This is a genomic window from Bacillus sp. GW823-FHT06B01, from assembly GCF_058952315.1.
On record NZ_JBXAHR010000010.1, the window covers coordinates 1 to 21,161 of the forward strand.

Annotated in this window: 24 protein-coding genes and 2 other annotated features; all 24 genes read left to right on the forward strand. The window is 37.2% G+C overall.

The features are described from left to right. The first annotated feature begins 282 nt into the window (after positions 1–282). The 24 genes from ctsR (at position 283) to AC1Q8N_RS27470 (ending at position 20,965) form a co-directional block, all read left to right on the forward strand. Positions 283–744: a transcriptional regulator CtsR gene (gene ctsR / locus AC1Q8N_RS27355; RefSeq protein WP_001244556.1), complete on the forward strand. Its 462-nt coding sequence runs from the start codon at positions 283–285 to the stop codon at positions 742–744. Positions 745–917: 173 nt separating this feature from the next. Beyond that, entirely contained in the window at positions 918–1,466 is a 549-nt protein-coding gene (gene mcsA, locus AC1Q8N_RS27360; RefSeq protein WP_000128404.1) for a protein-arginine kinase activator protein McsA, read from the forward strand. 4 nt (positions 1,467–1,470) lie between these two features. Next, positions 1,471–2,535 (forward strand): protein-arginine kinase McsB, encoded by a 1,065-nt coding sequence (gene mcsB, locus AC1Q8N_RS27365; protein ID WP_048543022.1) that lies wholly within the window; start codon positions 1,471–1,473, stop codon positions 2,533–2,535. 22 nt (positions 2,536–2,557) lie between these two features. Next, positions 2,558–4,993: an ATP-dependent protease ATP-binding subunit ClpC gene (gene clpC, locus AC1Q8N_RS27370; RefSeq protein ID WP_000971181.1), complete on the forward strand. Its 2,436-nt coding sequence runs from the start codon at positions 2,558–2,560 to the stop codon at positions 4,991–4,993. 96 nt (positions 4,994–5,089) lie between these two features. Beyond that, positions 5,090–6,466, forward strand: coding sequence for a DNA repair protein RadA (gene radA, locus AC1Q8N_RS27375; RefSeq protein WP_048543024.1), 1,377 nt, complete (start codon positions 5,090–5,092; stop codon positions 6,464–6,466). A 3-nt stretch (positions 6,467–6,469) separates the two neighbouring features. Further along, entirely contained in the window at positions 6,470–7,543 is a 1,074-nt protein-coding gene (gene disA / locus AC1Q8N_RS27380) for a DNA integrity scanning diadenylate cyclase DisA (RefSeq protein WP_000392165.1), read from the forward strand. A gap of 163 nt (positions 7,544–7,706) precedes the next feature. After that, positions 7,707–8,810: a PIN/TRAM domain-containing protein gene (locus AC1Q8N_RS27385; RefSeq protein ID WP_000919686.1), complete on the forward strand. Its 1,104-nt coding sequence runs from the start codon at positions 7,707–7,709 to the stop codon at positions 8,808–8,810. 16 nt (positions 8,811–8,826) lie between these two features. Then, positions 8,827–9,507, forward strand: coding sequence for a 2-C-methyl-D-erythritol 4-phosphate cytidylyltransferase (gene ispD, locus AC1Q8N_RS27390; RefSeq protein WP_048543026.1), 681 nt, complete (start codon positions 8,827–8,829; stop codon positions 9,505–9,507). 115 nt (positions 9,508–9,622) lie between these two features. Further along, on the forward strand, positions 9,623–10,099 hold the full coding sequence (gene ispF / locus AC1Q8N_RS27395; protein WP_000488386.1) for a 2-C-methyl-D-erythritol 2,4-cyclodiphosphate synthase: 477 nt from the start codon (positions 9,623–9,625) through the stop codon (positions 10,097–10,099). Between the two features lie 89 nt (positions 10,100–10,188). After that, positions 10,189–11,646: a glutamate--tRNA ligase gene (gene gltX / locus AC1Q8N_RS27400; RefSeq protein ID WP_000415158.1), complete on the forward strand. Its 1,458-nt coding sequence runs from the start codon at positions 10,189–10,191 to the stop codon at positions 11,644–11,646. A gap of 47 nt (positions 11,647–11,693) precedes the next feature. Then, positions 11,694–11,940, forward strand: a binding site (T-box leader). A 137-nt stretch (positions 11,941–12,077) separates the two neighbouring features. Next, entirely contained in the window at positions 12,078–12,743 is a 666-nt protein-coding gene (cysE, locus tag AC1Q8N_RS27405) for a serine O-acetyltransferase (RefSeq protein ID WP_000476500.1), read from the forward strand. Further along, entirely contained in the window at positions 12,724–14,121 is a 1,398-nt protein-coding gene (cysS, locus tag AC1Q8N_RS27410; RefSeq protein WP_000152265.1) for a cysteine--tRNA ligase, read from the forward strand. The genes cysE and cysS overlap by 20 nt, the downstream gene beginning before the upstream one ends. 2 nt (positions 14,122–14,123) lie before the next feature. Further along, positions 14,124–14,531, forward strand: coding sequence for a Mini-ribonuclease 3 (locus AC1Q8N_RS27415; protein ID WP_000564263.1), 408 nt, complete (start codon positions 14,124–14,126; stop codon positions 14,529–14,531). Next, the gene (gene rlmB / locus AC1Q8N_RS27420) at positions 14,528–15,271 is read left to right on the forward strand and encodes a 23S rRNA (guanosine(2251)-2'-O)-methyltransferase RlmB (protein WP_000093757.1); all 744 of its coding nucleotides are present in this window, start codon (positions 14,528–14,530) and stop codon (positions 15,269–15,271) included. The genes AC1Q8N_RS27415 and rlmB overlap by 4 nt, the downstream gene beginning before the upstream one ends. A 3-nt stretch (positions 15,272–15,274) precedes the next feature. Then, positions 15,275–15,787 carry an NYN domain-containing protein gene (locus AC1Q8N_RS27425; protein ID WP_000997888.1) on the forward strand — a complete coding sequence of 171 codons (513 nt, stop codon included), beginning with the start codon at positions 15,275–15,277 and terminating at the stop codon, positions 15,785–15,787. A 67-nt stretch (positions 15,788–15,854) separates the two neighbouring features. Beyond that, complete coding sequence (locus tag AC1Q8N_RS27430; RefSeq protein ID WP_000387198.1) at positions 15,855–16,514, forward strand: RNA polymerase factor sigma-70; 660 nt, start codon at positions 15,855–15,857, stop codon at positions 16,512–16,514. 128 nt (positions 16,515–16,642) lie between these two features. Beyond that, positions 16,643–16,789: a 50S ribosomal protein L33 gene (gene rpmG / locus AC1Q8N_RS27435; RefSeq protein WP_002070160.1), complete on the forward strand. Its 147-nt coding sequence runs from the start codon at positions 16,643–16,645 to the stop codon at positions 16,787–16,789. 32 nt (positions 16,790–16,821) lie between these two features. Next, positions 16,822–17,001 carry a preprotein translocase subunit SecE gene (secE, locus tag AC1Q8N_RS27440; RefSeq protein WP_001241321.1) on the forward strand — a complete coding sequence of 60 codons (180 nt, stop codon included), beginning with the start codon at positions 16,822–16,824 and terminating at the stop codon, positions 16,999–17,001. A 131-nt stretch (positions 17,002–17,132) separates the two neighbouring features. Next, on the forward strand, positions 17,133–17,666 hold the full coding sequence (nusG, locus tag AC1Q8N_RS27445) for a transcription termination/antitermination protein NusG (protein WP_000415794.1): 534 nt from the start codon (positions 17,133–17,135) through the stop codon (positions 17,664–17,666). A 167-nt stretch (positions 17,667–17,833) separates the two neighbouring features. Further along, complete coding sequence (rplK, locus tag AC1Q8N_RS27450; RefSeq protein ID WP_001085872.1) at positions 17,834–18,259, forward strand: 50S ribosomal protein L11; 426 nt, start codon at positions 17,834–17,836, stop codon at positions 18,257–18,259. A gap of 176 nt (positions 18,260–18,435) precedes the next feature. Beyond that, complete coding sequence (rplA, locus tag AC1Q8N_RS27455; RefSeq protein ID WP_002096939.1) at positions 18,436–19,128, forward strand: 50S ribosomal protein L1; 693 nt, start codon at positions 18,436–18,438, stop codon at positions 19,126–19,128. 49 nt (positions 19,129–19,177) lie between these two features. Then, positions 19,178–19,322 (forward strand) — a sequence feature (ribosomal protein L10 leader region). 39 nt (positions 19,323–19,361) lie between these two features. Continuing rightward, positions 19,362–19,862, forward strand: coding sequence for a 50S ribosomal protein L10 (gene rplJ, locus AC1Q8N_RS27460; protein WP_000048721.1), 501 nt, complete (start codon positions 19,362–19,364; stop codon positions 19,860–19,862). A gap of 67 nt (positions 19,863–19,929) precedes the next feature. Beyond that, entirely contained in the window at positions 19,930–20,289 is a 360-nt protein-coding gene (gene rplL / locus AC1Q8N_RS27465) for a 50S ribosomal protein L7/L12 (RefSeq protein ID WP_000159737.1), read from the forward strand. A gap of 76 nt (positions 20,290–20,365) precedes the next feature. After that, on the forward strand, positions 20,366–20,965 hold the full coding sequence (locus AC1Q8N_RS27470; RefSeq protein WP_048543031.1) for a class I SAM-dependent methyltransferase: 600 nt from the start codon (positions 20,366–20,368) through the stop codon (positions 20,963–20,965). The last annotated feature ends 196 nt before the right edge of the window (positions 20,966–21,161 follow it).

The window sequence follows — 21,161 nt, forward strand, 5'->3', positions numbered from 1 at the left end:
GAACACGGAAGTTAAGCTCTCTAGCGCCGATGGTAGTTGGGACCTTGTCCCTGTGAGAGTAGGACGTCGCCAAGCAACTAAACACGAGTCAAATGACTCGTGTTTTTTCGTGTTTTCTTTTATAATCCATAGTAATTAAAAAATGTGTTTAAATAATTATTATTTTGATTAAATACAGGGGAATGTGGCTAGGATAGTGAATAAGCAAAAGAGTTGCAAATTTTATTAATACGTATATAATTAAAGTCAAAGATAGTCAAAGTCAATAAAGGTGGCGGATAAATGAGAAATATATCTGATATCATTGAGCAATATCTAAAGCAAGTTATTGACTTAAGTAATAATAATGTGATTGAAATCAAAAGAAATGAGATTGCGGATCGATTCGAGTGCGTACCATCTCAAATCAATTATGTAATCAATACCCGTTTTACGATAGAAAGAGGATTTGTAGTAGAAAGTAAACGTGGTGGAGGAGGTTACATTCGCATTATAAAAGTCAAACTGCATGACGATATAGACATGATTGATCAAATGCTTCATATGATTGATCATAGCGTTGCGCAAGGGAATGCAGAGAGTATGATTATACGTTTAATAGAAGAGGGAATCATAACAAATCGTGAAGCTAAACTTATGTTAAGTGTACTAGATCGTTCTGTATTATCAATGGATGTTCCTTCTCGAGATGAACTTAGGGCTCGAATATTATGCGCAATGTTAAGAACACTGAAATATAAATAAATATAGCTTTTGTAAAAGAATAATAACTAAGAGATAAGGCAGTTAAATATTGTAGAGGTTTTGAAAAAAGAACACGCACTTTTATTTAAACAAGTAAAGGAAAGTGAACAATCTAGTAATGTATGAAAAGTACTATCAGATAGATCGTTCCTATTGTAAAGGTGGGGATAGTGATGACTTGTCAAAACTGTAATATAAGACCAGCAACTTTACATTATACAAAAGTAATCAACGAAAAGAAGACGGAAGTTCATCTTTGTGAGCAATGTGCAGAACAAAGTGGCTATACGTCTTTCTTTCAATCACCGCAGTCTAACTTTTCATTCCATGATTTATTTGCTGGGTTATTACACGGTGAATCAACAATGTTTGAAGAAGGACAAAACGGGCTTTCGAATACAAGTATATTAAGGTGTCCAGATTGTAAGATGACATATGAGCAATTTACAAAGGTGGGACGGTTTGGATGTGCTTCTTGTTACGATACATTTAAGGAACATTTAAAGCCATTATTAAAACGTCTGCACGGTGGACATACAGATCATTGTGGAAAAATTCCGGAACGTATAGAAGGAAATCTTCACTTAAAGAAAGAATTAGATGAACTAAAACTCATTCTGAAACAATACGTACAGAAAGAGGAGTTTGAGAAAGCTGCTGAAGTAAGGGATAATATTCGAGGTCTTGAAAATCAGCTTAGTGAGCATAGAGAGGGGGAATAGTTCTATGTCACTGGACAAAATTATGAATGAAGCGATTAGTCCATGGATGAAGGGGGATGGCCCTGATTCTGATATTGTTTTAAGTAGTCGAATTCGTTTGGCTCGTAATTTTAAAAAATATCAATTCTCTACTATGCAAAACGAAGGAGAAGCTAGACAGATTCATGAATTATTTAAAAAGGAATTTATAAATAAAACGGTAGAACCTTTTGGAGATTTTGAACTATTAAAAATGAATGAATTAACGCCTCTTCAAAGGAGAGTATTAGTTGAAAAGCATTTAATTAGTCCTAACCTTGCAGGAACAGAATATGGAGCATGTCTATTATCAGAAAGCGAACATATTAGTGTTATGCTTAATGAAGAAGACCACATTAGGATACAGTGCTTATTTTCAGGGTTACAGTTATCAGAGGCCATTCAAAGTGCCAATCTAATAGATAATTGGATAGAGGAAGAGGTTGAATATGCTTTTGATGAATCACTTGGATATATAACGAGCTGCCCTACTAACGTTGGTACAGGATTGAGGGCTTCCGTAATGATTCACTTACCGGGACTCGTTTTAACGAAAAGAATTAGCCGCATTATACAAGTAATTCAAAAATTAGGGTTAGTAGTAAGAGGAATATACGGTGAAGGTAGCGAAGCGTTAGGTAATATATTTCAAGTGTCAAATCAAATGACGCTAGGAAAATCTGAAGAAGATATTATTGCAGATTTAAAAAGTGTCATTCAACAAATCATACAGCAAGAAAAAATGGCTAGAGAATTAATTGTACAAAATTCAAGTATTGAGCTTGAAGATAAGGTTTATCGCTCTTATGGCATACTAGCAAACAGTCGGTTAATTCAATCTGCAGAAGCGGCCACTTGCTTATCAGATGTACGACTTGGTATTGATTTAGGATATATAAAAGGTGTATCGAGAAATATTTTGACTGAGCTAATGGTTCTTACACAACCAGGCATTTTACAACAATATGCAGGCGGACCTTTAGGACCAGAAGAAAGAGATTATCGAAGAGCAACCTTAATCCGTGAGCGATTACGTATTGAAAAAAACTAAGCGCAAGTAGGAGGCGATTTCTATGATGTTTGGAAGATTTACAGAAAGAGCACAGAAAGTATTAGCTTTATCTCAAGAGGAAGCAATTCGTATTGGGCATAATAATATTGGAACAGAACACATTTTACTTGGGCTTGTACGCGAAGGGGAAGGAATTGCAGCAAAAGCGTTAATTGCTCTTGGGTTAAGTCCAGAGAAGGTTCAAAAAGAGGTAGAAGCGTTAATTGGACGCGGAACAGAAGCTTCTCAAACTGTACATTATACACCGCGTGCTAAAAAGGTTATTGAGTTGTCTATGGATGAAGCTCGTAAATTAGGTCATTCTTACGTTGGAACAGAACATATCTTACTTGGTTTAATCCGTGAAGGTGAAGGTGTAGCAGCACGTGTTTTAAATAACTTAGGCGTTAGCCTAAATAAGGCAAGACAACAAGTATTGCAACTTCTTGGAAGTAATGAAGCAAGTTCAGGTCACCAAGGTGGTTCTTCAACGAATGCAAATACACCGACACTGGATAGCTTAGCACGTGATTTAACAGTTGTTGCACGTGAAAACCGTCTAGATCCTGTTATCGGTCGTGGTAAAGAAATTCAACGTGTAATTGAAGTTTTAAGTCGTAGAACAAAAAACAATCCTGTATTAATTGGAGAACCTGGTGTAGGTAAAACGGCAATTGCAGAAGGATTAGCACAACAAATTGTAAATAATGAAGTTCCTGAAACATTAAGAGATAAGCGTGTTATGACACTAGATATGGGTACAGTTGTAGCTGGAACGAAATATCGTGGTGAATTTGAAGATCGTTTAAAGAAAGTTATGGATGAAATCCGTCAAGCTGGAAACATTATTCTATTTATTGATGAACTTCATACATTAATTGGTGCAGGTGGAGCAGAAGGTGCAATTGATGCATCGAACATTTTAAAACCATCTTTAGCACGCGGAGAGTTACAATGTATCGGGGCGACAACCTTAGATGAATATCGTAAATATATTGAAAAAGACGCGGCTTTAGAAAGACGTTTCCAACCAATTCACGTTGATGAGCCAAGTTTAGACGAATCAACTCAAATCTTGAAAGGTTTACGTGATCGTTACGAAGCGCATCACCGTGTATCTATTACAGATGATGCAATTGATGCAGCTGTAAAGCTTTCAGACCGCTATATTACAGATCGTTTCTTACCAGATAAAGCAATTGATTTAATTGATGAAGCTGCTTCAAAGGTTCGCTTACGCTCTTATACAACACCACCAAATCTAAAAGAGCTTGAAGTAAAACTTGAGGAAATTAGAAAAGAAAAAGATGCAGCTGTGCAAAGTCAAGAATTTGAAAAAGCTGCTTCCTTACGTGATATGGAACAACGCTTACGTGAAAAGTTAGAAGATACGAAGCGTCAATGGAAAGAGCAACAAGGAAAAGAAAACTCAGAAGTGACAGTAGAAGATATTGCAAATGTCGTTTCTACGTGGACTCGTATACCGGTTTCTAAACTTGCACAAACAGAGACTGATAAATTATTAAACTTAGAATCCATTCTTCACAACCGTGTTATTGGTCAAGATGAAGCGGTAGTAGCTGTAGCGAAAGCTGTTCGTCGTGCTAGAGCAGGATTGAAAGATCCGAAACGTCCGATTGGTTCATTTATTTTCTTAGGACCAACAGGTGTAGGTAAAACAGAACTAGCAAGAGCATTAGCAGAATCTATGTTCGGTGATGAGGATGCAATGATTCGCATCGATATGTCTGAGTACATGGAGAAGCATTCGACTTCTCGTTTAGTTGGATCTCCTCCAGGATATGTTGGATATGAAGAAGGTGGACAATTAACAGAAAAGGTTCGCCGTAAGCCATATTCAGTTGTCCTATTAGATGAAGTAGAGAAAGCTCATCCTGATGTGTTTAACATTTTACTACAAGTATTAGAAGATGGTCGCTTAACGGATTCTAAAGGGCGTACAGTTGATTTCCGTAATACAATTGTTATTATGACATCTAACGTTGGTGCAGATGCGTTAAAACGTAATAAACATCTTGGATTTAACGTGCAAGATGAGAGCCGCGATTATTCAGATATGAAAGGTAAAGTAATGGATGAACTGAAAAAGGCATTTCGTCCAGAGTTCTTAAACCGTATTGATGAAATTATCGTGTTCCATATGCTTGAGAAAAAACATATTCAAGAGATTGTAACACTTATGGTGAATCAGTTAGTGAAGCGCTTAAAAGAGCAAGAGATTGAATTGCATTTAACAGAAGGAGCGATTTCAGCCATTGCTGATAAAGGGTTTGACCGAGAATATGGTGCTCGTCCGCTTCGTAGAGCAATTCAGAAACATGTAGAAGATAGACTATCGGAAGAACTTTTAAAAGGTGCTATTGAGAAAGGACAAAAAGTTATCTTTGATGTTGAAGGGGAATCATTTGTCATTCATAGCGCTGAAAAGGTAAAATAAGTATAGACAAACTAAGAGGGCTACGAGATAGCCCTCTTTCTTGTACGAGAAGGATAAACTGTTTATAGATGAAAGTGAAGTGAAATATAAAACGATATGGCTAAAAAGAAAACAAAATTCACATGTCAAGAGTGTGGTTATCAGTCACCAAAATATATGGGGAAATGCCCTGGTTGTGGTCAATGGAATACGCTTGTTGAAGAGATGGAACCGGTTGTATCATCAAGACGGCTTAATTATGCCAATGCAATTCAATCGGAAGTAACAAAACCAAGACGCCTAACAGAAGTAGAAACAAAATCTGAGGCACGTATTGAAACGAAATTCCAAGAGTTTAACCGTGTACTTGGTGGTGGGATTGTAGATGGATCCTTAGTACTTATTGGTGGAGACCCTGGGATCGGGAAATCAACATTGTTATTACAAATTTCATCGCAATTAGCAGATTCTTCATATGATGTACTATACATATCAGGTGAGGAGTCAGCAAAGCAGATTAAACTTCGTGCAGATCGTTTGCATGTAAAGGGTAGTAATCTATTTGTTGTAGCAGAAACTGATCTACAGCGAATTGCAGCGCACATTGAAGAGATGAATCCAGCTTTTGTTGTTATTGACTCTATTCAAACGATACATTTACCTGAAGTGACGTCAGCCCCAGGAAGTGTAGCGCAAGTACGTGAATGTACAGCGGAATTAATGAAACTTGCAAAAACGAAAGGAATTCCTATTTTTATCGTCGGACATGTAACAAAAGAGGGGGCAATTGCAGGACCTCGTATGTTAGAACATATGGTCGATGCAGTTCTTTACTTTGAAGGAGATCGTCATCATACATATCGTATCTTGCGAGCTGTGAAGAATCGTTTTGGTTCCACGAATGAAATGGGTATTTTTGAAATGAAAGAGCTTGGTCTTGCGGAAGTCTTAAACCCTTCTGAAATTTTTCTTGAGGAAAGACCCGTTGGAGTCGCAGGATCAACAGTAGTTGCCTCAATGGAAGGAACAAGACCGGTTTTAGTAGAAATACAAGCATTAATCTCCCCTACTAGTTTTGGAAACCCTCGAAGAATGGCGACGGGAATTGATCATAACCGTGTATCGCTTATTATGGCAGTGCTAGAAAAAAGAACAGGTTTATTATTGCAAAACCAAGACGCATATTTAAAAGTAGCAGGTGGTTTGAAATTAGATGAACCAGCAATTGATTTAGCTGTGGCTTTAAGTATTGCTTCAAGTTTTAGAGATAAATCTACGCCACCAACTGATGCAGTAATAGGAGAAGTAGGATTAACTGGAGAAATAAGAAGAGTATCAAGAATTGAACAACGTGTACAAGAAGCAGCTAAATTAGGATTTCAACGTGCTATTATTCCTAGAAAAAATTTGGGGGGATGGACAATTCCGGATGGGATTGAGGTAGTAGGTGTATCTAATTTAGGGGAAGCGCTTCGTTTGACATTAGGAGGCTAGGCTATGGAAGAAAACAAGCAACGTGTCAAAAGCATGATTAATATTTTACAGCTCGTGGCCCCAGGAACACCACTGCGCGAAGGGATAGATAACGTGCTTCGCGCACAAACAGGGGGACTAATTGTTCTTGGGTATAATGAACAAATTAAAAGTATTGTTGATGGGGGATTTCACATTAATTGTGCATTCTCTCCTGCTAGTTTATACGAATTAGCAAAAATGGATGGGGCACTTATTTTAAATGAAACTGGAAGTAAAATTTTAATTGCAAATGCACAGTTAGTTCCAGAGGCATCTATTGATTCTATTGAAACAGGTATGCGCCACCGGACGGCAGAGCGTGTAGCAAAGCAGACAGGTAGTCTTGTTGTGGCTATTTCACAAAGACGTAACGTAATTACACTATATCAAGGGAATTTACGTTATACACTAAAGGATATAGGTGTTATTTTAACAAAGGCAAACCAAGCTATTCAAACGTTAGAAAAATATAAGGCTGTATGGAATGATGGTATTACGAATTTGGGCATTCTAGAATTTGAAGAAGTCGTTACAATGTCCGAGGTGGTTCATGTGTTACATAGTGTTGAAATGGTACTGCGGATTAAAAATGAAATATTGAGCTATATTCATGAGCTAGGAACGGAAGGTAGGTTAATTCGTTTACAACTTACAGAACTACTAGCTGATTTAGAGGCAGAGGCAGCGTTATTAATTAAAGATTATTATCAAGAAAAAACACAAGACCATCATCAAATTTTGAAAAAGTTACAAGATCTTGCGAATACACAACTTCTAGAGGATAGCGATTTAGTTAAATTGCTTGGCTATCCAGGACAAATGAGTTTAGAAGAAAGTGTGACGCCGAGAGGATACCGAATCACGAGCAAAATTTCGCGCGTTCCGCCACTTATCATTGAAAATTTAATTAATCGATTTAAGACTTTGCAAGGTGTTTGTCGAGCAACTATTAATGAATTGGATGATGTGGAAGGAATTGGAGAAGTCAGGGCGAAGAAAATACGAGAAGGCCTAAAAAGAATCCAAGAGCATCTCTATATGAGTAGACACAATTAAGAATATTACATTGATTCCATAATATAACGACACTAGAACATTTTTGGTATATGATATGGTATATTGGTAAATAAAACTATTTATAAAAAAAAAACACGTCCGCTTTTGCATTCGGCGTTTTGATTAGCGAAACAATGGTTAATAATGAGTAGGAGGTGGTTCGATGTTAAAACGGATTGTACAGCTCTTCTTTCTAGTAATTGGCGGAGCGTTAGGGATTTACTTAATCCCAAAAGTTATTAATGTATTAGACATCGGTGCTGTTCCATTATTGGAAGGATCGTATGTTCGTGCAATTATTGGTGCAATTATTTTATTTTTAACAACATTTTGGCTTGTAGATTATATTGTTCAACTTATTAAGCATATTGAAGAGGCTCTTGTAAAGGCGCCTGTAGCGGATGTTTTATTTGGTACATTAGGATTAATCTCTGGTCTTATTGTTGCATATTTAATTTTAATACCAATTCGTGAATTTACAATTCCAGTTATTAGTACAGTGTTGCAAGTGTTCTTTACTCTTTTACTTGGATATTTAGGATTCCAAGTAGGGTTTAAAAAGAGGAATGAATTACTAGGATTATTTACATTACCACAACGTGGGAAGAAGAAAAATAATAATAGTGAGAATGAAGAAACTGAGGTAGAAGAATCTACAACTCATTGGAAAATTCTCGATACGAGTGTAATTATTGATGGGCGTATTGCTGATATTTGCCAAACAAAGTTTTTAGAAGGAACAATTGTGATCCCACAATTCGTGTTAGAAGAACTTCAGCACATTGCCGATTCTTCTGATGCTTTAAAGCGTAATCGTGGTCGCAGAGGATTAGATATTTTAAATCGTATTCAAAAAGAGATGCCAATTCCGGTAGAAATTTATGAAGGCGATTTCGATGATATTCAAGAAGTGGATAGCAAACTTGTAAAGTTGGCGAAAATCACTGGTGGAACGGTAGTAACGAATGATTTCAACTTAAACAAAGTTTCGGAATTACAAGGGGTAACGGTGTTAAATATTAACGATTTAGCTAATGCAATTAAACCTGTTGTACTCCCAGGTGAAGAACTGAGTGTTTATGTTGTCAAAGATGGAAAAGAACAAAATCAAGGTGTTGCATATTTAGATGATGGCACGATGATTGTAGTAGAAGATGGTAGAGAATATGTAGGTTCACAACTCAATGTGCTCGTTACTAGTGTGTTACAAACATCGGCTGGGCGTATGATTTTCGCCAAACGTAAATTATTAGAAAAAGCATTATAAGTAGAGGATTATTAATATGTATACATTAATTATTCCAGCAGCTGGTCAAGGTAAGCGGATGGGTGCTGGTAAAAACAAGTTGTTTTTACTTATTAATGAAGTACCAATTATTGTGCATACGTTACGTGCTTTTGAAAAAGATAAAGCATGCAAAAGTATTATTATGGCCATTAACGAAGAAGAACGTCCGTATTTTGAAGAATTAATGCAGAAGTATCCAATTGAAAAGCCAGTACAATTTATTCAGGGCGGAGCCGAAAGACAAGATAGTGTATATAACGCCATTCAGCATACTAGTGATGTTGAGTATGTTCTTGTACATGACGGCGCGCGTCCATTTGTAACGAAAAAAGTGATTCAAGATGTATTAACTGCAGCGGAAAAATATGGAGCGTCCATTTGTGCGGTACCAGTGAAAGATACAGTTAAGAAAGTAGAGCAGGGTATCGTTGTCGAAACGGTAGAAAGATCTCAGCTTAAAGCTGTACAAACACCACAAGGGTTCGCTGTTTCTCTTTTGTTAGAAGCTCATAGAAGTGCAAAACAGGGTTGTTTCCTTGGTACAGATGATGCAAGCCTCGTAGAACGTATCGGGAAGCAAGTAGGTGTAGTAGAGGGGAGTTACTATAATATTAAAGTGACGACTCCAGAGGATTTATTAATTGCTGAAAGTTTCCTTCATGTTCAAAAGAAATGACATTGATGATTATAGCGAAAAAAAGCTCGGCAACAGCCGGGCTTTTCTTTATAAGGATAGCAATATAATATAGAATCATAAAGCTCTGTAGTTTAGCTTGAGGAGGATGTAAAAAATGTTTCGAATTGGACAAGGTTTTGATGTGCATGAGTTTGCGGAAGGTAGACCGTTAATTATTGGTGGAATTACAATTCCTCATGAGAAAGGATTAATTGGTCATTCAGATGCAGACGTATTGTTACATACGATTGCGGATGCATGTTTAGGTGCAATTGCAGCTGGGGATATTGGAAAGCATTTCCCTGATACAGATCCTGCTTTTAAAGATGCTGATTCAGCTGTATTGCTGCAAAAAGTTTGGGAATTTGTACGTGAGCAAGGTTACGAGTTAGGGAATCTAGATTGTACAATTATTGCTCAAAAGCCAAAGATGGCACCACATATTGAAAGTATGCGTAAACGTATTAGTGAACTATTAGAAACGTCTATTGACAATATCAATGTAAAAGCAACAACAACAGAAAAATTAGGATTTACAGGTAGAGAAGAAGGAATTGCTTCTCAAGCAGTTGTTTTATTACAGAAAAAATAATGGTTTTTAATTCGTAAGATGGATAATCACATTTTTTTGGTGTACAATTATAGAATGTGTTGACATTAAGAATGGAAGGTGTACCAATTATGGAAAAGCAAGTGAGAGTGCGCTATGCGCCAAGTCCAACAGGACACTTACATATCGGAAATGCGCGTACGGCATTATTTAATTATTTATTTGCTCGTCATCAAGATGGTAAGTTTATTATTCGTATTGAAGATACTGATGTGAAACGTAATGTTGCTGGTGGAGAAGAAAGCCAATTAAAATACTTGAAATGGCTCGGTATGGACTGGGATGAAGGTGTTGATGTTGGTGGTGAATTTGGACCATATCGTCAAACAGAGCGTTTAGATATTTATAAAAAATTATATGAAGATTTATTAGAGCGCGGTTTAGCTTACAAATGTTATATGACAGAAGAAGAGCTAGAAGCAGAGCGTGAAGGTCAAATCTCTCGTGGTGAAACACCGCGTTATGCTGGAAACCACCGTGATTTAACTGAGGAGCAAATGAAGGGATTTGAGGCTGAAGGCCGCATTCCGAGTATTCGTTTCCGTGTACCGGTTGATCGCGACTACACGTTTAAAGATATCGTAAAAGATGAAGTTGCATTCCATTCAAATGATTTCGGTGATTTCGTTATCGTGAAAAAAGATGGAATTCCAACTTATAACTTTGCGGTAGCAGTAGATGATCACTTAATGGAGATTACACATGTACTTCGTGGTGATGATCATATTTCAAATACGCCAAAACAAATGATGATTTACGAAGCTTTCGGTTGGGATATTCCGCAATTTGGTCATATGACTTTAATTGTAAACGAAAGCCGTAAAAAGTTAAGTAAGCGTGATGAATCTATTATTCAATTTATTGAGCAATATAAAGAGCTTGGATATCTTCCAGAAGCAATCTTTAACTTTATTGCACTATTAGGTTGGTCGCCAGTAGGAGAAGAGGAAATCTTCTCTCAAGATGAGTTTATCAAAATGTTCGATGCAGCTCGTTTATCAAAATCGCCTGCATTATTTGATTCTCAAAAACTAAAATGGATGAACAACCAATATATGAAAAAGCAAGACTTAGATATGGTGGTAGAGTTAAGTTTACCGCATCTAGTGAAAGCTGGACGTATAGGTGAAACTTTAAGTGAACAAGAACAAGCTTGGATTCGTGATGTAATTGCGTTATATCATGAACAAATGAGTTTTGGAGCTGAAATTGTAGAGCTTTCTGAAATGTTCTTCAAAGATCATGTTGATTATGAAGAAGAAGGACAAGAAGTATTAAAAGGTGAACAAGTACCAGAAGTACTTCGTGCATTTGCGGGTCAAGTAGAAGCACTAGAAGCGATGGAACCAGCAGCAATTAAGGCGGCTATTAAAGCAGTGCAAAAGGAAACAGGTCATAAAGGTAAAAACTTATTTATGCCAATCCGTGTTGCAACTACTGGTCAAACACATGGCCCAGAGCTTCCTAATGCTATTGCACTTCTTGGAAAAGAAAAAGTTTTAAATCGTCTTCAAAAAGTAATTGGTTAACATTTTCTAGATTTAGAAATATAATAAGTATACTTAAAACCTAATAAGGAAAAGCGACGAGAAGGAGAAGTAGAAAATCAGGCTTTTTACAGAGAGAACCACCTTTAGGCTGGAAGTGGTTTATAAGCGGATTTTTGAAATGCCCCTTCGAGTCTTCTGCTGAACAGCGAATTGTTTTGTGAAACGTCTTAGGGCGTAAAGTAAGCAGAAGCGGTGTAAACCGTTATCATAGATGAGTTTGAGGCTTTCTTTAGCCTAAACAGAGTGGAACCGCGCTTATAAGGCGTCTCTGTCAATATGACAGAGGCGTCTTTTTTATACCGTAAAAGTGGATATGAGTATAAGTTTTATCCCCGTGTATAAAAATTTAGGGGGATAAGTAGGGAGTTAGTTCACTCGAAAAAGCAGCCCATAAAGGGGAGGGAGCGTCGATGTTTAAGAGGCTTCGGGAAGATATTGAAGTCGTTTTTGAACAGGATCCAGCGGCAAGAAGTTATTTTGAAGTCATTTTGACTTACTCTGGATTACATGCAGTTTGGGCCCATCGAATTGCACATGCTTTTTATAAAAAGAATTTCTTCTTTATTGCACGTTGGATCTCACAAGTTAGTCGTTTTTTTACTGGTATTGAGATTCATCCAGGAGCAACAATTGGTCGTCGTTTTTTCATAGACCATGGAATGGGGGTTGTAATTGGAGAAACGTGCGAGATTGGTGATAATGTAACGATCTATCAAGGTGTTACATTAGGTGGTACGGGTAAAGAAAAGGGGAAGAGGCACCCTACAATTCAGGATAATGTATTAATTGCAACAGGTGCTAAAGTACTAGGTTCTATTACAGTTGGAGAGAATTCTAAAATTGGAGCAGGGTCTGTCGTATTAAAAGAAGTGCCTGCACATTCTACAGTTGTAGGTATACCTGGCCGAGTCGTTATTCAAAATGGAGTAAAGATCGGTCAAGAATTAAATCATTCTGACCTTCCAGACCCAATTTTTGATAAGTTAAAGGTCATGGAAGTAGAACTTGATAAATTGAAAAAACAACTTGAAGTAAAGGTAGAAAGGAAGGATAAAAATGACTATTCACATTTATAATACGTTAACGCGTCAAAAGGAAGAGTTTACTCCATTAGAAGAAAATAAGGTAAAGATGTATGTGTGTGGACCTACAGTTTATAACTATATTCACATTGGGAATGCAAGACCACCTATGGTATTTGATACGGTACGCCGTTATTTAGAATATAAAGGGTATGATGTGCAGTATGTATCTAACTTTACTGACGTAGATGATAAATTAATTAAAGCAGCAAATGAATTAGGTGAAGATGTGCCGACAATTGCTGACCGTTTCGTTGAAGCGTATTTTGAAGATGTAACGGCACTAGGTTGCAAACATGCAACAGTTCATCCGCGTGTAACGGAAAATATGGATATCATTATTGAATTTATTCAAGAACTTGTGAATAAAGGATATGCATATGAATCAGAAGGTGATGTGTACTTTAGAACGAAGGAATTTGAAGGATACGGTAAATTATCGCATCAACCAATCGCCGACTTACGTCACGGTGCACGCATTGAAGTAGGAGAAAAGAAACAAGATCCTCTTGATTTTGCTTTATGGAAAGCTGCGAAAGAAGGAGAAATCTTCTGGGAAAGCCCTTGGGGGAAAGGTCGTCCAGGCTGGCATATTGAATGCTCGGCAATGGCGCGTAAATACTTAGGAGATACAATCGATATTCATGCTGGTGGTCAAGACTTGGCATTTCCTCATCATGAGAATGAAATTGCGCAGTCTGAGGCATTAACAGGAAAAACATTTGCACGTTATTGGATGCACAATGGATATATTAATATTAATAATGAGAAGATGTCTAAGTCACTGGGGAACTTCATTTTAGTTCACGATATCATTAAGCAATATGATCCACAGCTAATTAGATTCTTTATGCTATCGGTACATTACCGTCACCCAATTAATTTCAGTGAAGATTTACTACAAAGCACAAATAATGGACTGGAAAGAATTAAAACGGCTTACGGTAATTTAAAACACCGTATGGAAAGTAGTACTGATTTAACAGATCATAATGAGAAATGGTTAGCGGAACTGGAAAAATTCCAGACTGCATTTGAAGAAGCAATGAATGATGACTTCAACACTGCTAATGCAATCACTGAGTTATATAATGTAGCAAATCATGCAAATCAATATTTACTGGAAGAACATACGTCTACAGTTGTAATTGAAGCATACGTAAAACAACTTGAAACATTATTTGATATTTTAGGGTTAGAATTAGCGCAAGAAGAGTTGCTTGATGAAGAAATTGAGGTACTTATTCAAAAGCGCATTGAAGCTCGTAAAAATCGTGATTTTGCGTTATCGGATCAAATTCGCGATGATTTAAAAGACCGTAATATTATTTTAGAAGATACCGCTCAAGGTACAAGATGGAAAAGAGGATAAGAATGATTGATGCAAAGCAATTAAACAGCTTAGCGTTAGCATATATGGGTGATGCGGTATATGAACAATATATCCGCTATCACCTACTTCAAAAAGGGAAAGTTCGTCCTAATCAATTGCATCGATTAGGGACAAGCTTTGTTTCGGCAAAAGCACAGGCGAAAGTTGTTTATCATTTATTAGAGACAGCATTTTTAACAGAGGAAGAAGAGGCGGTACTAAGAAGAGGGCGTAATGCAAATTCAGGTACTGTCCCGAAAAATACTGATGTACAAACATATCGATATAGTACAGCCTTTGAAGCGTTAATTGGCTATCATCACTTATTAAATAATCGTGAAAGATTAGACGAAATTGTATATAAGGCAATTGCTGTTTTAGAAGAAAAGGAAGGGGGCACATCATCATGAGTAGTGAATATATTATCGGACGTAACCCTGTAATTGAAGCGTTACGCTCAGGAAGAGATATTAATAAAATTTGGATCGCGGAAGGTGCTGCCAAAGGACAAATACAAATTGTACTAGCACTAGCGAAAGAAAATAAGATTATTTTACAACATGCACCAAAGAAGAAGTTAGATCAATTAGTTGAGGGGAACCATCAAGGTGTAATTGCTCAAGTGGCTGCATATCAATACGCTGAGCTAGAAGATCTATTTAAAGTGGCAGAGAAGCGTAACGAAGATCCGTTCTTCTTAATTTTAGATGAAATCGAAGACCCGCATAACCTAGGTTCTATTATGCGTACGGCGGATGCAACAGGAGCTCATGGAATTATTATTCCGAAAAGAAGAGCTGTGGGACTTACTGCATCAGTTGCGAAAGCATCGACTGGAGCAATTGAATATATTCCTGTTGCACGTGTAACGAATTTATCTCGTACAATCGATGAATTAAAAGAACGTGGACTTTGGATTGCTGGTACAGATGCAAAAGGGAAAACGGATTACCGTAATTTAGATGGTAAAATGCCAATTGGATTAGTAATTGGAAGTGAAGGAAAAGGTATGAGTCGTATTATTGGTGAAAAATGTGATTTCTTAATTACTTTACCGATGGTCGGTAAAGTTACATCCTTAAATGCTTCAGTAGCCGCAAGTTTGTTAATGTATGAGGTATATCGTAAGCGTCACGAAATTGGTAAATAAAAAATGAACGATATTTTAATCGTTGACGGTTACAACATTATCGGAGCTTGGGGAGACTTGAAGAAACTACGGGATGTAGATTTGCAATCATCAAGAGATGCACTGATTGATAAGATGGCGGATTACCAAGGATACACAGGTACAAAGGTAATGATAGTCTTTGATGCTTATACAGTCCAAGGTATTGAAAAAAAGATGAAACAATCGCGTGTGGAAGTCATATTCACGAGGAAGAATCAAACTGCAGATGAAAAGATAGAGCAGCTTGCGATTGAGCTTAGAAATATAAATACGCAAATATATGTTGCGACTTCTGATTATACGGAACAATGGGTTATATTTGCGCAAGGTGCTCTTCGGAAATCTGCACGTGAATTGGAGTTGGAAGTACAAGCGATGGAGCAACAAGTAAGAAGGCGTACACAAGACACAAAAGAAAAGCAACCCGCCATGCGAAAGATATTTAGTAAAGATATTACAGAAAAATTAGAAAAATTAAGAAGAGGAGAGCGTTGAAGCATTGACGCTCTTTATCTTTTTACTGTATAATATTGCTAAATAAATAGCGGTCGGAGGGATCAAGGTGGAAGCAGGCTTCGTAAGTGTAGGCGACGTTACATTTCGTGATTTAGAGGATGAGGCAATCGTTGAGTTAGTTCGAAAAGGTAATACTGACGCTCTAGAATATTTGATTCACAAATATAAGAACTTTGTTCGCGCGAAATCAAGATCTTATTTCTTAGTGGGTGCCGATCGAGAAGATATTGTTCAAGAAGGTATGATTGGATTGTTTAAAGCGATTCGTGATTATAAAGAGGACAAGCTGTCTTCATTCAAAGCATTTGCTGAACTGTGTATCACTCGGCAAATTATTACCGCTATTAAAACAGCAACAAGGCAAAAACATATTCCGTTAAATTCATATGTGTCTTTAGATAAGCCGATTTATGATGAGGAATCTGATCGGACATTATTAGATGTTATTTCGGAAGCGAAGGTAACGGATCCTGAAGAAATGATTATAAGTCAGGAAGAATATACAGACATAGAATCTAAAATATCTGAATTATTAAGCGATTTAGAAAGAAAAGTGCTTTCTTTATATCTGGATGGTCGTTCTTATCAAGAGATTTCGGAACAGTTAAACAGACATGTGAAATCTATTGATAACGCTTTACAGAGGGTGAAGCGGAAATTGGAACGATATATGGAAATGAGAGAGAGTACCACTTTAAATTCATAACAAATGCTACAGGTGTAAAAAATCACCTGTTTTCTTTTTGGAGAGAGTGCAAAAGGCATGTCATTGACATTGTCTTTTGTTGTATGATACATTTTTAGGGACATAATGTTACAAGGTTGGTGTAACTAATGAGAAAAAAAGTTGTACTCTCATGTGAAGAGTGTAAAAATCGAAACTACTCTACGATGAAAGATACGAGCTCAGTAGAGCGACTTGAAATAAAGAAGTTTTGTAAAACATGCAATCAGCATACAGTTCACAAGGAAACAAAATAAATAATTGAAATAATACACTGGAGGTCCCGTAGATGCGTTTAACGAACTTTTTCGGCGATGTAGGTCGCGAAATGAAAAAAGTAAGTTGGCCTAAAAAAGATGAATTACTCCGTTCAACAGCGACTGTTATCGCTACAGTTGTCTTCTTTGCGATTTTCTTCGCAGTGGTTGATATGGGCATTTCTTCTTTAATTCGGTTAATTCTTGGTTAATTCTTGAATAAGAAGCACTTATCCATGATATAATGTTATTTATAAGAACTGTGTAAAAGCCCGGTGAACGGGTTTTTTCATTTGCGCAAAAAAATGTACGTCAGGGAGGGAAGGACGCTCGTCCTAAATGAATGGAAAAAAGTTGGTATGTTGTCCATACTTATTCTGGATATGAAAATAAAGTAAAAGCAAACCTAGAGAAACGTGTAGAATCAATGGGTATGCAAGATAAAATTTTCCGTGTTGTTGTCCCGGAAGAAGTAGAAGTAGAAATGAAAAACGGTAAAGAAAAATTAATGAAAAGAAAAGTGTTCCCAGGTTATGTATTAGTAGAGTTAATCATGACTGATGACTCTTGGTATGTTGTACGTAACACGCCAGGTGTAACTGGGTTCGTTGGTTCTTCTGGTTCTGGATCTAAACCATCACCTCTATTAGAAGAAGAAGTGGTTACCATTATGAAGCATATGGGAATGGACAACGAAGTGGTTGATTTCGACTTTGAACTTCATGAGACAGTGCGTGTAAATGAGGGGCCATTCGCAGATTATACAGGTGCTATTGAAGAAATTGATGTGGAGAAGAAAAAGGTTAGCGTGCTTGTGGACATGTTTGGTCGCGAGACTCCAGTTGAGCTTGACTTCCATCAAATTGAAAAATTATAAAATGAAACTTGAAATGAATTGTAAAAAGTGATAATATCTTTTAAGTCAGTACGTCTTCGTTATCGGAGACGTTTTTTGAAAGATTTTATCCTTACAGATAAAATATGACGTGGGAGGGCAAATCACTGTCCAATTGACCACATCACGGACTTAAGGAGGTGTGTCTCGTGGCTAAAAAGGTAATTAAAATGGTAAAGCTTCAAATTCCTGCAGGTAAAGCTAACCCAGCTCCACCAGTTGGTCCAGCATTAGGACAAGCAGGTGTTAACATCATGGGCTTCTGTAAAGAGTTTAACGCTCGTACAGCTGATCAAGCTGGTCTTATCATCCCTGTTGAAATTACGGTATTTGAGGACCGTTCATTCACTTTCATTACTAAAACTCCTCCTGCTGCTGTTCTTCTTAAGAAAGTAGCTGGTATTGAGTCTGGTTCTGGTGAACCAAACCGTAATAAAGTGGCAACTGTTAAGCGTGATAAAGTACGCGAAATCGCTGAAACTAAAATGCCTGACCTAAACGCTGCTAGTGTAGAAGCTGCAATGCGTATGGTTGAAGGTACTGCACGCAGTATGGGCATCGTTATCGAAGACTAATTCGATTTGTTTTTAAAAAAGGTTGCGGGTCTGGAATTCCAATTCGCAACCTTTATTATCGTAAATGATTATCGTTTTTAAATAAATGGATGGCGCGCATCCTCAGGTTATACCTGAAAATAAGCGTAAACGTGGGAGGTTATTCCGCTAAAACCACATTCGAGGAGGAAATAAAAATGGCTAAAAGAGGTAAAAAGTACGTAGAAGCTGCAAAGCTTGTTGATCGTGCAACTGCTTACTCTGCAACAGAAGCAGTAGAATTAGTAAAGAAAACAAACACAGCTAAATTTGATGCGACTGTAGAAGTTGCATTCCGTTTAGGTGTTGACCCTAAGAAAGCTGACCAACAAATCCGTGGTGCAGTTGTTCTTCCACACGGTACTGGTAAAGTACAACGTGTATTAGTATTCGCTAAAGGTGAAAAGGCTAAAGAAGCTGAAGCTGCTGGAGCTGACTTCGTAGGCGATGCTGATTACATCGGTAAAATCCAACAAGGTTGGTTCGATTTCGATGTAGTAGTAGCAACTCCTGACATGATGGGTGAAGTTGGTAAACTTGGTCGCGTATTAGGACCTAAAGGTTTAATGCCAAACCCTAAAACTGGAACAGTTACTTTCGATGTAACTAAAGCTGTTAACGAAATCAAAGCTGGTAAAGTTGAATACCGCGTTGATAAAGCTGGTAACATCCACGTTCCAATCGGTAAAGTATCTTTCGAAGATGCTAAATTAGTAGAAAACTTCGGAACAATTGCTGACACTTTACAAAAAGTTAAGCCAGCTGCTGCAAAAGGTACTTACATGAAGAACGTAACAGTTGCTTCTACAATGGGACCTGGCGTACGTGTAGACGTTTCTACATTAGCGTAAAATTTGGAAGTTGACTTCATAAAGAAGTTTTTATATAATCATTTATGTTGTGAATTTAATTAGTGTACCGTAGACAGTAGGTGTCAATAGACTTAATTTCCTACCTAGGTGTTAATATACGAAACGGAATTTTTTTTCTGTGACTATATGCCTCCATGTCTACAAGTTGGGCATGGAGGTTTTTAGTGCACTTTCGGTACATCTTCTATATAATCTACAGGAGGTGTAATAACATGAGCAAAGTAATCGAAACTAAACAACAAGTTGTAACTGAAATCGCGGACAAACTTCGCGAAAGTAAATCTACAATCGTTGTTGACTACCGTGGTTTAACAGTTTCTGAAGTAACAGAATTACGTAAGAACTTACGTGAAGCTGGCGTTGAGTTCAAAGTTTACAAAAACTCTTTAACTCGTCGTGCTGCAGAGTCTGCTGAAATGGCTGAGTTAAACGAATTCTTAACAGGACCAAACGCAATCGCGTTCAGTAACGAGGATGTAGTTGCTCCTGCGAAAGTATTAAACGACTTCGCTACAAAACATGAAGCTTTAGAAATTAAAGCTGGTGTAATCGAAGGTAAACTTGTAACACTTGATGAGGTTAAAGCTATCGCTACTCTTCCATCACGTGAAGGCTTACTTTCTATGCTTCTTAGCGTTCTTCAAGCTCCAATCCGTAACCTTGCACTTGCTACTAAAGCAGTTGCAGAACAAAAGGAAGAGCAAGGCGCTTAATTTTTTAAAAGATAATTACTTGTTATCTATAAAACAATACAAACCTATTTAAGGGAGGATATTTACAATGACTAAAGAACAAATCATTGAAGCAGTTAAATCTATGACTGTATTAGAACTTAACGACTTAGTAAAAGCTATCGAGGAAGAATTCGGCGTAACTGCTGCTGCTCCTGTAGCTGTAGCTGGTGGCGCTGGTGAAGCTGCTGCTGAGAAAACTGAATTTGACGTAGTACTTGCAAGTGCTGGCGCTCAAAAAATCAAAGTTATCAAAGCTGTACGTGAAATCACTGGTCTTGGCTTAAAAGAAGCTAAAGAATTAGTTGACAACACTCCAAAAGCAATCAAAGAAGGCGTTTCTAAAGAGGAAGCTGAAGAAATGAAAGCTAAACTTGAAGAAGTTGGCGCTGCTGTAGAAGTTAAGTAATTAACTTTTGATGCTTTAAAAAAAGCTCGCTCTCATGCGAGCTTTTTTTTTAACTGTAAAGAAAAGAGGTGGCCATATGGCAGACCATTATTTTTCTAACGACCCTTCTAGTAAAAGTGATCGTAAACGATGGGAATTTACACTTCGTGGATCTCAATTTACTTTCTTATCTGACCGTGGGGTGTTCTCGAAAAACGAAGTGGACTTTGGTTCTCGTCTTTTAATTGAAGCGTTTCAAGTGCCAGATATTAAAGGTGATATATTAGACGTAGGTTGTGGATATGGACCAATTGGTTTATCGTTGGCGAAAGAGTTTCAAGACCGTAAAGTTCACATGGTGGATGTGAATGAAAGGGCGCTTGAGCTTGCGAAAGAAAATGCCGCTAACAATAGAATTGGAAATGTACGCATTTTTCAAAGTAGCGTCTATGAAAATGTAGATGGTATGTATGCTGCTATTCTATCTAATCCTCCAATTCGTGCAGGTAAAGATATCGTGCATGAGATTTTAGAAAAGGCTGTAGAGTATTTAGTTCCAGGTGGAGAGTTGTGGATTGTTATTCAAAAGAAGCAAGGTGCACCATCTGCACTGAAGAAACTAGAGGAAGTATTTTCTGAAGTCGAAGTTGTAGAAAAGAAAAAAGGATATTATATCATAAAATCAAAAAAACGTTGACGGTTATTTTTGGCTATGTTAACATTATACAATGCCAATATATGATTTTCTGCGTTGAGAAAGATGTATATTTTTGTTTCTCTTGGAAAAGATAGTAAAATCAGCAGATTATGAAACAGAATGATGGTTTTCTTATAGAAGCCATTTTTCTTTTTTGAGCAGGTAGAAAGACTCAACGTATTTATCTTTAAGAGAA